Raw genomic sequence first — 11,905 nt, 5'->3', positions numbered from 1 at the left:
CAGCTCCTACAGGACGTATGCAGATTTCATGTAGGAGCTGCCGAAGGCTGCGATCTTTTAAAACTGCAAAGCCAAATCGCAGGCAAAGAAAAGCCCGGCCTAAGCCGGGCTTTTCTCAGAGCGGCAGCTAATTACTTAGCTTGAGCTTCAACCTGCGCTTCTACGCGACGGTTTACAGCGCGGCCAGCTTCAGTTTTGTTGTCAGCAACTGGGCGGGATTCGCCGTAGCCAACAGACTGAACGCGGGACGATTCAACACCGTACTGGTTGGTCAGAACTTGCTTAACGGCGTTTGCACGACGCTCGGACAGTTTCTGGTTGTAAGCGTCAGGACCGACGGAGTCAGTGTGACCTTCAACAGTAGTGGTGGTGGATGGGTACTGCTTCATGAAGTCAGCCAGGTTTTTGATGTCGCCGTAGCTGTTTGGCTTCACAACCGACTTGTCGAAGTCGAACTTAACGTCCAGCTCAACACGAACAACTTCAGCAACTGCTGGGCAGCCGTCAGCGTCAACAGTTACGTTGGCTGGGGTGTCCGGGCACTTGTCAACGTTGTCGCAAACGCCATCGTTGTCGCTGTCGGAGCAGACTTCAGCTGGTGCTGGAACTGGAGCAGCAGCAGGCTTGGAGCCGCCACCGAAGTTCACACCGATACCAACGCTAGGAGCCCACTCGGTGTCGCCCTGGTCGATGTTGTACTGAGCTTCAACGCCGGCACGGGCGTAGAAGTTCTCGGTGAAGTACAGCTTGGCACCGCCGCCAACGTTGGCGAAGGTGGAACGGTTACGACCGCCGGAACCGTTCTGACCGATGCTCTGATCGGAGAAACCAGCCGATACGTACGGACGCAGCATGTCGCCTGGGTTGTTGAAGTGGTACAGAGCGTCCAGAGCGGTGTTCGCGCCCTTGATGTTACGACCGTCGTCGGAACGCACGTTGTGCACTTCGTCGTAGCCCAGACGCAGTTCAACGTCGTCGGTCAGGAAGTAACCGATCGAACCGCCGAACAGGTTGCCGTTGTTCTTGAAGTTACGAGCGCTGTCGAATTGTTCTTTCTTTGCGAAGCCTTCGATTTCAACTGCGCCTTGGCCTTGTGCCAGAGCGCCGAACGAAGTGGCGGCAATCAGAGAACCAATGGCCAAGCCCAAGGTGTTTTTCAGTTTCATCCGTTAAATCCCCATCTGGTGATTGTGAAGCAGTCCCGCAAACCGGGGGACAACTCGGCGGCAAGTCTATCAGAACTTGCCTACACGTAAGAGATATTTGCGCTGAACTAAGTTTCAGCAATGCCTGCAAATTTCTCACGCAATTTATCTAGAGCACGTTTGTAACGCATTTTTGTCGCACTCAAACCCATGTGCATGATGTCTGCGATCTCCTGAAATTCCAGCTCTGCGACAAATCGAAGCACCAGAATTTCACGGTCAATCGGGTTCACATACACCAGCCAGCGATCAAGCCCGCCCTTCTCCTCGGGTTTCGGCGCCTTTTCTTCGGACGCTTCCTCGAGGGGGTCAAGACTCAATGCGTCCATCAAGCGACGCTTTCGCCGTTCCTTCCGATACTGCGTAATACATTCGTTGTACGTGATGCTGTAGAGCCACGTTTTGAACTTCGATTTCCCCTCGAAGTTCTTCAGGCCATACAGCACCTTCAACATGACTTCCTGACAGACATCGTCTGCGTCGCGATCGTTCCCAAGATATCTCGCACAAACGTTAAATAATGTTCGCTGGTAACGCCGCATCAGTTCTTCATAGGCGCGCGTTACGTGAAACAGCTCGGTATGCGAGCGCGCGACCAACTCCTCATCAGAGAGCTCGCGGGGGTCGTAGCGCGTGGATAGCGTTTGGGCTTTATTCAAAACAAGTCGTGCCGACAGTCAGGTCAATGTCCACCGCGACCAGCATCAGCTGGCATTTCGCGGCGGCATACATTAGCAGGGTTTGCCGGATTAGCGGCTACTCACATGCTGTTCCAGCAGGATCCGATTGGAAAGAGAGACTAGCTCACCCTCATCGGTCAGCAATGTGGTTTTAACCGTGCCGATCTCCTCGATCTGGCCTTCGACCTCGCCAACACGCACTTGTTGCCCAACCTGATACAACTCACGCACATAGATTCCCGCAAGAATCTGACCGGCAATTTCCCGGCTTCCCAAACCCATGGCCAGCGCAACGGCCAGACCAACGGTAATCAAAACGATGACAATCACATGGTTCAGCAGGTCGGTCTTGACCTCAAGCTGACTGATCGCGACCGAGATGCTGATGATGATCACCAGCCCCTGGGCAATTCGCCCAAGCCCCGAAGCGTAGTCCAGGCCTACGCCTTCTGCCGCCCCGCGCACCAGCCCGTTGGCCAGTTGTGCGAGCAAAACACCCACCAGCAACACCAGCGCCGCGCCGAATACTTTCGGCAAATAGAGCGCCAACATATCCAGCGTAGCCGAAACTCGCTCGAGGCCAAGGGATTCTGCTGCAGAAACCAGAAAAATCAGCAGAACGAACCAGTAAACGATTTTACCGATCAGCGTTGAAATCGGAACTTGCAGCCCCGCACGCGACATCAACTTGGTCAGCCCGGTACCGCCCATCAGGCGATCAAGACCCAGTTTGGCGAGCAGCTTGGAGAGCAAGGTATCGAGCAGCTTGGCCACGACGAAACCCAACAGCAGCACGACCAGTGCGCCGAACAGGTTCGGGATGAAGTTGGCTACTTTGGTCCACAACGCAGTCATTGCAGTGACGAGGCTCTGAGTCCAGAGGTCGAGTTCCATATTCAATCAGCCTTATCAGCAGTGCGAGCGGTAGGTTTACGACGGGAAACCGGCGAGACATGGGCCGAGCCGTTATTCAGGGCGATCATCAGCGCGGGCAGCCAGCGGCCCAGCAGGCTGAACAGATCACCGGCGCCGACCTGGCGGTTGGCGGTTTTGAGTACGCGGCCCAGGCATGCATCGTCGTCGCGGCTGGACGGCGAAGCGTTGAGCATGTCGCGCAAAGACTGTTCAAACGGATCGTGCATACGCACCTCTCGTGATGTCTGTGAAAGACGCGGGCAGATTTGGTCGGGTCACATGCGCCATGTTCAGACCCAGCGCAAACGACGGAATAACCACCACTGACCGAAGGCCAAGGCGAGTACCGTCAAGCAGGCGATCAGGAAACCATAAGGGCTGCTGGAGAACGGAATTCCGCCGACGTTGATGCCCAGCAGACCGGTGATAAAACTCATCGGCAAAAAGATGCAGGTGATGATGCCGAAGCGGTACATGGTGCGATTCATGCGCTCGCTCAAACGCCGGTCTTCAGCCTCCAGCACAAGCCCCACGCGCTCTCGGGTCAATTCGAGTTCTTCGAGATAGCGGGTCAGGCTGTTGTTCAATTCGTTCCAGTAATCGGCATCGTCATCGACAAACCACGGCAGTTTTATCCGCGTCAGTTGTCCGAAAATATCCCGCTGCGGCGCAAGAAAACGCTTCAACCCAGCGGCCCGGCGGCGGATGTGCAGAATGGCGCCATGCTCGGGGGTATACCGTTCGTCGGCATCCATTTTTTCTTCTTCCTCATCGGCGATTTCCGAGAGGCAAGTGACCAGATCCTGCACCTTGTTGGTGAGGAACTGCGCTAGATAAAGGATAAGTTCAGACGAGGTTTTCGGGCCTTTGCCGTCCGCCAATTGCACCAGCAGTTCATCGGTGGCACGCAATGGGCGCAAACGCAGGGAAATCACCCGTTGGGCCGAAGCGAAAATGCGCACCGAGACCATGTCTTCCGGCTCTGCACCCGGATTGAGATTGACCCCACGCAGAAACAGCAGCAACTCGGAATCCGGCAACGGCAACAGGCGCGGTCGAGTGTTCTCTTCCAGCAGCAGATCGCAGGTGAATTCATTGAGACCGCTGGATTTGCGCAGCCAGGTCTGCGTTTGCGGATGGCTGCGATCCCAATGCAGCCACAGGCTTTCATGGGCCTGCAGCTGCAAATCGTCGAGCTCAGTCCGGGCTATCGAACGCGCACCGCCTTTTCCGTCCAGCACCAGGGCATGCACCAGCCCCCATTGCGCGTTTTCTTCCTCGAACATCCGCATCCCTTTGTCGAAAATCTTATTCAGGCATCTGCAGCGGAGTCGGCGAGACGATCACGCCGTTGTTGTCCGCATAAATGTAGTGGCCCGGGTGGAACGTCACACCGGCGAAAGTCACCGGGACGTTGAGGTCACCAATGCCGCGTTTTTCGGTTTTCATCGGGTGGCTGGCCAACGCCTGCACGCCCAGATCGGTCTGCGCAATGACGTCGACGTCACGGATGCAGCCATAGATCACCAGCCCTTCCCAGCCGTTTTTAGCGGCTTTCTCGGCGATCATGTCACCCAGCAGCGCGCGACGCAGCGAACCGCCGCCATCGACCACCAGCACTTTGCCGTTGCCCTTGAGCTCAGCCTGTTCCTTGACCAGCGAGTTGTCTTCGAAGCATTTGATGGTCACGATTTCGCCACCGAACGAATCACGGCCGCCGAAATTGCTGAACATCGGTTCCAGCACCTGCACCAGCTCCGGATAGGCGTCGCACAGGTCAGGCGTAAGGTAATGGTTCATCGAAAAACTCCTGTAAAAAGCAAGACGATCAAGGATGGCGCGTTCTGAAGAGACGAGTTCCGGTGGTCGCTGTTTACCTTAGCTCATTGAATGTTCGCTGAATGAACCTGAACAAACGCTGAAACGTAATCGCTAAACTGCCACCGAATATGACCAGAACCGCACAATTCGTCATATCTTAGCCGCAAGCCGACCTTTACGAAATGCCCTTTACCCAGCCCCGTCTCAGACCGCAGAAGCCAGATCAGGCTTCTCGCCCAGTAACGGCGTGTGCTGATCGTTCAACCAGCGCGCTACCAAGGGCCACACTTCATTCTGCGCCGCTTTGCTCACCAACATTTCAACATGACCGAAATTATCGGTGAAACCCTGTTCGCGCCCCAGATTGACGAATTGCTTGTGCTCGGAGCCGATCTGTTCGAACAGTTTGCGACAGGCCCAGGCCGGATCCTGATGATCCCCCGCCGCCGTCACTGCCAGCACCGGCACCTTGACGTCCGCCAGACCCGCCCACCAATCCTTGTCCTTGTCGCCAAAACGGCCGAACAAGCCGTACCAGCGCATGCTTTCCAGCGCCAGGCCGATCGGCTCATCTTCCGGGCCACGCTTGAGGCGCGAACCCGACAGTTGCGCGAAGCGCTTGAGAATAAAGCGCCCACTCCACTCCACTGGCGGGATTTTCAGCGGCCAGTAGGTGCGGCTGACCTGAGTACCGAAAAACGCCGCAGAAGCTACGGCAGGCTCGCCAAGGTATTCGCCACCGAGCGCCGCGGCCAAGGTGATGCCGCCCAGCGAATGGCCGATCCAGTGCGGAATCTGCCCGCTCTGCTCTCGCACGAATGCGGCAATCGCCGGCAGATCGTAACGGGCATAGTCGGCGACACGGTTGCGTCGGTATTCCTCATTGCGCTGCGACAGGCCGTGACCGCGCATCTCCGGAATCCAAACGTCGAACCCCAGTCGCGTCAGATATGCGCCCAGGCCCAGGCCTTTGGGTGAAAACCAGAAGCGTCGATTGGAAAAACTGCCGTGCAGCAAAATCACCGGCACACCGCGAGGCGCCGTGTCATCGGCCATGCCCAAGCGGGTCACAGCGATTTCCACGGACCAGTCGGGACTGTTGCCGGGTTTCAGTCGATACACGTCTTCGCTCAGATCACCACGCCGTTCGGCGCTGATCAGGGCGACAGGAAATAAGTTGCTGCTGCTTTGCATAATGCTCTTGCACAAAAAAGGGCGGCATCTACAGGAGCCCGCCCTACTTGAATCTCAAGGCCCGCCCCCTGTGGGAGCGGGCCGTTCACATACTCTTTAAGCCGGTGTCTGACCTTCGGCGAGGAAGAACCAGGTTTCCAGCACGGTATCCGGGTTCAGCGACACGCTTTCGATGCCCTGCTCCATCAGCCACTTGGCCAGATCCGGGTGGTCCGAAGGACCCTGACCGCAGATACCGATGTACTTGCCGGCCTTGTTGCACGCGGCAATCGCGTTGGCCAGAAGCTTCTTGACCGCCGGATTTCGCTCGTCAAACAGGTGCGCGATGATACCGGAATCGCGGTCCAGACCCAGGGTCAACTGCGTCAAGTCGTTGGAGCCGATCGAGAAACCGTCGAAGAATTCGAGGAATTCTTCAGCAAGGATCGCGTTGGATGGCAGTTCGCACATCATGATCACGCGCAGACCGTTTTCGCCGCGCTTCAAGCCGTTTTCGGCGAGCAGATCGACGACCTGACTCGCTTCGCCCAAGGTACGGACGAACGGCACCATGATTTCGACGTTGGTCAGGCCCATCTCGTTGCGCACACGTTTCAGCGCACGGCATTCCAGTTCGAAGCAGTCACGGAACGATTCGCTGATGTAACGCGAAGCGCCACGGAAGCCCAGCATCGGGTTTTCTTCTTCCGGCTCGTACAGCTTGCCGCCGATCAGGTTGGCGTATTCGTTGGACTTGAAGTCCGACAGGCGCACGATGACTTTCTTCGGCGTGAACGCCGCCGCCAGGGTGCTGATGCCTTCCACCAGTTTGTCGACGTAAAAGTCGACCGGGTCGTTGTAACCGGCGATACGCTTGTCGACGCTGTCCTTGATTTCCTGTGGCAGACCGTCGTAATTCAACAGCGCTTTCGGGTGGACGCCGATCATGCGGTTGATGATGAACTCCAGACGGGCCAGGCCGACACCGGCGTTCGGCAGTTGCGCGAAGTCGAAGGCACGATCCGGGTTGCCGACGTTCATCATGATCTTGAACGGCAGCTCCGGCATGGCGTCGACGGAGTTCTTCTTGATGTCGAAGCCCAGCTCGCCTTCGAAGATGTAACCGGTGTCGCCTTCAGCGCAGGACACGGTCACGCCCTGGCCATCCTTCAGCAATTGGGTGGCGTTGCCGCAACCGACGACTGCCGGGATGCCCAGCTCGCGAGCGATGATCGCTGCGTGGCAAGTACGCCCGCCACGATTGGTGACGATGGCGCTGGCGCGCTTCATCACCGGTTCCCAGTCCGGGTCGGTCATGTCGGAAACCAGCACGTCGCCCGGCTGGACTTTGTCCATCTCGGAGACATCCTTGATGATGCGCACTTTACCGGCGCCGATACGCTGGCCAATCGCACGACCTTCCACCAGCACGGTGCCGGTTTCTTTCAGCAGGTAACGTTCCATGACGTTGGCCTGGGTGCGGCTTTTCACGGTTTCCGGACGCGCCTGCACGATGTACAACTTGCCGTCGTCACCGTCCTTGGCCCACTCGATGTCCATCGGGCAGCCGTAGTGCTTCTCGATGATCATCGCTTGCTTGGCCAGTTCGCTGACTTCAGCGTCGGACAGGCAGAAACGCGCGCGGTCAGCCTTGTCGACGTCGATGGTCTTGACCGAACGACCGGCCTTGGCCTCGTCGCCGTAGATCATCTTGATGGCTTTGCTGCCCAGGTTGCGACGCAGGATCGCCGGGCGACCGGCCTCCAGCGTGCCCTTGTGCACGTAGAACTCGTCCGGGTTGACCGCGCCTTGTACGACGGTTTCGCCCAGGCCGTAGGCGCCGGTGATGAACACCACGTCACGGAAACCGGATTCGGTATCGAGGGTGAACATCACGCCGGCAGTGCCGGTTTCCGAACGCACCATGCGCTGCACGCCAGCCGACAGGGCGACCAGTTTGTGGTCGAAGCCCTGGTGCACGCGGTAGGAAATCGCACGGTCGTTGAACAGCGAAGCGAACACCTCTTTGGCGGCGCGGATAACGTTTTCCACACCACGGATGTTCAGGAAGGTTTCCTGCTGACCGGCGAACGAGGCGTCCGGCAAGTCTTCGGCGGTGGCGGAAGAACGCACGGCCACGGCCACGTCAGGGTTGCCGGCCGACAGCGCGGCAAACGCGGTGCGGATTTCGGCATTCAGTTTTTCAGGGAATTCGGCTTCCATGATCCATTGACGGATCTGCGCGCCGGTCTTGGCCAGGGCGTTGACGTCATCAACGTCGAGCGCGTCGAGGGCCTGGTGGATCTGGTCGTTGAGGCCGCTCAGTTCGAGGAAATCACGATAAGCCTGAGCCGTCGTGGCGAAGCCGCCGGGGACCGAAACACCGGCGCCTGCCAGGTTACTGATCATCTCGCCCAGGGATGCGTTCTTGCCCCCCACATGCTCAACATCGTGTTTGCCGAGCTTATCGAGGGAAACTACGTACTCTACCAAGGTGATCTCTCCACTAACTGTGTTGGAAAAGCTCAGAAACCGGCGGCCCGGGGGAGCCTTGGCCGGTTGTATGGCCTGGACCTGGAAAATAAGTGAGAATGCGGGCCAATCGCGGCCGACAAATCGCGCCTATCATATCCAAGATTCGTTACTAGCTTAAGGCCCAAGGTGCAAATGAAACGATCTGCTTTCTTCATCTCCGATGGCACCGGCATCACTGCCGAAACCCTGGGTCAAAGCCTTCTGGCGCAGTTCGAAAACATTACCTTCAGCAAATTCACGCGACCGTACATCGACAGCGTGGATAAAGCGCGGGCCATGGTACAACAAATCAACAAAGCCGCCGAAACCGACGGCTTCCGCCCGATCATCTTCGACACCATCGTCAATCAGGACATCCGTGAGATTCTCGCAACGTCCAATGGTTTCATGATCGATATTTTCTCGACCTTCCTCGCCCCGCTTGAGCAGGAACTGACCGAGCATTCTTCCTACACCGTCGGCAAGTCCCACTCGATCGGGCATAACTCCAATTACATGGAGCGCATCGAGGCGGTGAACTTCGCCCTCGACAATGACGACGGTGCGCGCACGCACTATTACGACAAAGCCGATTTGATACTAGTGGGCGTGTCGCGATGCGGTAAAACGCCGACGTGTCTGTACATGGCCATGCAGTTCGGCATCCGCGCGGCCAACTATCCGCTGACCGAAGACGACATGGAGCGCCTGACCCTGCCAACGGCCCTGCGCGCCCATCAGCACAAGCTGTTCGGCCTGACCATCGACCCGGACCGCCTCACCGCTATCCGCAATGAGCGCAAGCCCAACAGCCGTTATTCGAGCTACGCCCAGTGCGAATTCGAAGTGCGTGAGGTGGAGAATCTGTTCCGCCGCGAGAACATCCCGAACATCAACTCCACGCATTTTTCGGTGGAAGAGATTTCGGCGAAGATTCTGGTGGAGAAAGGTGTGGAGCGGCGCTTCAAGTAGATTGCTGGTGTCTGTGCGACCGCTATCGCGAGCAGGCTCACTCCTACAGTTGATCTTCAGCGGGCACAGATCATGTGGACGACAGAGATTCATTGTAGGAGTGAGCCTGCTCGCGATGAACGATTACACGATCTCTGTCAGTGCCCGGCTTAAAGCTTCAAACCCTGCAAGCAACAACCGATCATCCCCCACCGCATTACACACACTCACCCGAATAAATTGCGGCACCGCTGCATGCCCGACCGCAAACGCCTCAGCGGTGGCCACCAGATAGTTGTTCTCCTTCAACTCCGCCGCAATCTGCGACGCCCGCCACAGCTCAGGCACTTGCACCCAGAAATGCGGACTGTAAGGGTGAGTCTTGTAGTCCAAGCCTTGCAGAACAGGTGCCACCAAAGCCTTGCGCCGAGCGATCTCGCTGATCTGTTCGTCCAGCAAACGCTCGGCCATACCGCTTTCAATCCACAGACTGGCCACTTCCATCGATAACGGATTGGCCATCCAGCACGTTGCGCGGATGGCGGCACTCAAACGCCCGATCAACGCTTGCGGCGCGTGCAGGTAACCGACGCGCAAACCCGCGGAAACCGCTTTGCTCAAACTGCCGATCAACACCGAACGCTCCGGCGCAAAATAACTCAGCGGCAACGGGCGCTGACGATCCAGCACGGCATGGGCTTCATCCTCAATGATCAGCAGGTTGTACTGGCGACAGAGGTCGGCAATCGCCTCGCGCCGTGGGATCGACATCACAGCGGCTGTAGGATTCTGGATCGTTGGGGTGCAATACAGTGCAGAAACGCGATGCTGACGGCAGATTTCTTCCAGTGCCGACGGCACAAGTCCTTCGTCATCCATCGCCGCGCCAATGAGTTTTATCCCGAGCTGACGTGCGACGCCGATCAATCCCGGGTAGGACAAATGCTCGGTGACCAGCGTGTCGCCGGCCTTGAGCAAACCCATCAACGCGCACAACAGACCATGTTGGCCGCCGTTGACGCACAACACCTGATCGACATGCGGGACAAACGTCCCGTGCTGCAACCAGACCGCCCCCGCCAAGCGGTGCCGTGCCAGCCCACCTTCAGCGGTGTATCCAGTCAACTGCCGTAACACCCGTGGATCACTCGCCAGCTCCTGAAGACTCTGGCTCATGAACGCCGCCTCTTGTCCTGGCATCGGCTGATTGCGGCTCATGTCGAAGCAGGCTGACGGCTCATCGCTGACATTACGAAAGCCTTTGTCCTGCGGCCGCTCCATCCCGCGCTGACACACATAGGTGCCATCTCCTACGCGAGCAACCACCAATCCGACACGCTCAAGTTCACCGTAAGCACGGCTGATAGTGCCGATGGTCACGCCCAGACTGTCAGCCAGCAATCGGTGGGGCGGCAACTTGCATCCCGTATCGATCACACCTTCGTCGATGGCCTGTGCGACCGCATCGGCCAAGCGTTTGTACTTCACGCCGACGCCATTGGCGAGGCCGTCGCGGAGGATTGACACCATGGCAATACTTACTTTGACAGTCATTCTCGCCCCGAATAGCGTGCTGAAAACAGGTTCAATCAGAAATAGACCGTTTCCACGATCAGGTCAATTCCACCGTTCGGAGCACGCCGCATGTCGACCGTCGTCAGCACACCGATGAACATCAGCAAATCCTGGCTAGCCGGATTGCTCACCAGCACGCTGTTTCTGATCGTCTGCCTGAGTTGGGGTACGACGTGGCTGGGGATCAAGATTGCGGTGGAAAGCGTGCCACCGCTGACCGCCGCCGGCCTGCGCTTTCTGATCGCCTTCCCGCTGTTCCTGAGCTTTGCGCTGTTGCGCAAGGAACCGCTGTTGTTTCCTCGACCAAGCCGCTGGTTTTTTGTGTTCGTCACGCTGTCGTATTTCAGTCTGCCCTACTACCTGCTCAACTATGGCGAGATGCACGTGTCGTCCGGCCTGACAGCGCTGCTGTTCAGTTGCATGCCGGTGTTTATCCTGCTGTTTTCCGCGCTGTTTCTGCGCGAGAAAATCTACCCGTCGCAAATGCTCGGTATCGCGATCGGTTTCGGCAGTCTGTTCATGATTATTCGCAGCCAGGGTCTGCATCTGGATCAGGCCGAATGGCTTGGCGTGTTGGCGATTCTGTGTGCGGCGGTGATGCATGCGCTGTGTTACGTGGTGACGAAAAAACATGGCAGCGCGATCAGCGTGATTACCTACAACACGCTGCCGATCGGCATTGCCGGGGCGATGTTATTTATTGTCGGATTGAGCGTCGAAACGCCGGTGTTTGCGCAAGTGACAACACGCTCGTGGGCCGCCCTGTTCTATCTCGGGCTGGTGGCCTCGGTCGGCGGATTCATCGTTTACTTTTTGCTGCTTAAACGCCTAAGCCCAATCATCCTGTCGTTCGTGTTTATCATTTTCCCGGTGTTTGCCGTGATCATCGGCGCCTGGTACGAGGGACAAACCCTGTCCCGGGAGCTGATGATCTATTCGGCGATTTTATTGAGCGGCTTTGCGATCACCAAATTGCCCATCGAAAAATGGCGTACGCGGTCCGTGTAGGAGCTGCCGAAGGCTGCGATCTTTTGATCTTGTTTTTTACAATCAAAGTCAAAAGATCGCAGC

General features: G+C 57.4%; 11 protein-coding genes. 2 read left to right on the top strand and 9 right to left on the bottom strand.

Annotated features, from left to right (window positions below; translation table 11 throughout):
- Window positions 1-131: 131 nt before the first annotated feature.
- From PMI23_RS25825 to ppsA, 8 genes are all read right to left on the bottom strand, one after another.
- Entirely contained in the window at window positions 132-1,166 is a 1,035-nt protein-coding gene (locus PMI23_RS25825; RefSeq protein WP_007916399.1) for an OmpA family protein, read from the bottom strand.
- A gap of 107 nt (window positions 1,167-1,273) precedes the next feature.
- Window positions 1,274-1,864, bottom strand: a complete 591-nt coding sequence (gene sigX / locus PMI23_RS25820) for an RNA polymerase sigma factor SigX (RefSeq protein ID WP_011333251.1) — start codon at window positions 1,862-1,864, stop codon at window positions 1,274-1,276.
- Between the two features lie 90 nt (window positions 1,865-1,954).
- Complete coding sequence (locus PMI23_RS25815) at window positions 1,955-2,779, bottom strand: mechanosensitive ion channel family protein (protein ID WP_007916401.1); 825 nt, start codon at window positions 2,777-2,779, stop codon at window positions 1,955-1,957.
- A 2-nt stretch (window positions 2,780-2,781) separates the two neighbouring features.
- Window positions 2,782-3,027, bottom strand: coding sequence for a hypothetical protein (locus tag PMI23_RS25810; protein ID WP_007916402.1), 246 nt, complete (start codon window positions 3,025-3,027; stop codon window positions 2,782-2,784).
- Between the two features lie 63 nt (window positions 3,028-3,090).
- Window positions 3,091-4,086: a zinc transporter ZntB gene (locus tag PMI23_RS25805; RefSeq protein WP_007916404.1), complete on the bottom strand. Its 996-nt coding sequence runs from the start codon at window positions 4,084-4,086 to the stop codon at window positions 3,091-3,093.
- A 22-nt stretch (window positions 4,087-4,108) separates the two neighbouring features.
- Window positions 4,109-4,600: a ribonuclease E activity regulator RraA gene (gene rraA, locus PMI23_RS25800; RefSeq protein ID WP_007916407.1), complete on the bottom strand. Its 492-nt coding sequence runs from the start codon at window positions 4,598-4,600 to the stop codon at window positions 4,109-4,111.
- A gap of 225 nt (window positions 4,601-4,825) precedes the next feature.
- Window positions 4,826-5,815, bottom strand: a complete 990-nt coding sequence (locus tag PMI23_RS25795) for an alpha/beta fold hydrolase (protein ID WP_007916409.1) — start codon at window positions 5,813-5,815, stop codon at window positions 4,826-4,828.
- A 96-nt stretch (window positions 5,816-5,911) separates the two neighbouring features.
- Window positions 5,912-8,287 carry a phosphoenolpyruvate synthase gene (ppsA, locus tag PMI23_RS25790; protein WP_007916410.1) on the bottom strand — a complete coding sequence of 792 codons (2,376 nt, stop codon included), beginning with the start codon at window positions 8,285-8,287 and terminating at the stop codon, window positions 5,912-5,914.
- 174 nt (window positions 8,288-8,461) lie between these two features.
- Here ppsA and ppsR point away from each other — a divergent pair, with 174 nt between their 5' ends.
- A complete protein-coding gene (gene ppsR / locus PMI23_RS25785; RefSeq protein WP_007916411.1) occupies window positions 8,462-9,280 on the top strand; it encodes a posphoenolpyruvate synthetase regulatory kinase/phosphorylase PpsR in 819 nt (272 codons plus the stop codon).
- 123 nt (window positions 9,281-9,403) lie between these two features.
- On the opposite strand, the gene PMI23_RS25780 is transcribed toward ppsR, so the two are convergent.
- Window positions 9,404-10,813 (bottom strand): aminotransferase-like domain-containing protein, encoded by a 1,410-nt coding sequence (locus tag PMI23_RS25780; protein ID WP_007916422.1) that lies wholly within the window; start codon window positions 10,811-10,813, stop codon window positions 9,404-9,406.
- 114 nt (window positions 10,814-10,927) lie between these two features.
- On the opposite strand from PMI23_RS25780, the gene PMI23_RS25775 reads away from it, so the two are divergent.
- The gene (locus tag PMI23_RS25775; RefSeq protein WP_177321073.1) at window positions 10,928-11,842 is read left to right on the top strand and encodes a DMT family transporter; all 915 of its coding nucleotides are present in this window, start codon (window positions 10,928-10,930) and stop codon (window positions 11,840-11,842) included.
- Window positions 11,843-11,905: the final 63 nt, after the last annotated feature.

The sequence above is a fragment of the Pseudomonas sp. GM24 genome, assembly GCF_000282235.1.
Lineage (GTDB): Bacteria > Pseudomonadota > Gammaproteobacteria > Pseudomonadales > Pseudomonadaceae > Aquipseudomonas.
Note: the sequence above shows the minus strand (reverse complement) of the source record. Positions and strands in the feature narration are given on the sequence as shown.

Excerpts from the sequence above, each read along its gene's own strand:
- PMI23_RS25825 (WP_007916399.1), bottom strand. The coding sequence starts at position 1,166 with ATGAAACTGAAAAACACCTTGGGCTTGGCCATTGGTTCTCTGATTGCC.
- PMI23_RS25815 (WP_007916401.1), bottom strand. The coding sequence starts at position 2,779 with ATGGAACTCGACCTCTGGACTCAGAGCCTCGTCACTGCAATGACTGCG.
- PMI23_RS25810 (WP_007916402.1), bottom strand. The coding sequence starts at position 3,027 with ATGCACGATCCGTTTGAACAGTCTTTGCGCGACATGCTCAACGCTTCG.
- PMI23_RS25805 (WP_007916404.1), bottom strand. The coding sequence starts at position 4,086 with ATGTTCGAGGAAGAAAACGCGCAATGGGGGCTGGTGCATGCCCTGGTG.
- rraA (WP_007916407.1), bottom strand. The coding sequence starts at position 4,600 with ATGAACCATTACCTTACGCCTGACCTGTGCGACGCCTATCCGGAGCTG.
- PMI23_RS25795 (WP_007916409.1), bottom strand. The coding sequence starts at position 5,815 with ATGCAAAGCAGCAGCAACTTATTTCCTGTCGCCCTGATCAGCGCCGAA.
- ppsR (WP_007916411.1), top strand. The coding sequence starts at position 8,462 with ATGAAACGATCTGCTTTCTTCATCTCCGATGGCACCGGCATCACTGCC.
- PMI23_RS25780 (WP_007916422.1), bottom strand. The coding sequence starts at position 10,813 with ATGACTGTCAAAGTAAGTATTGCCATGGTGTCAATCCTCCGCGACGGC.
- PMI23_RS25775 (WP_177321073.1), top strand. The coding sequence starts at position 10,928 with ATGAACATCAGCAAATCCTGGCTAGCCGGATTGCTCACCAGCACGCTG.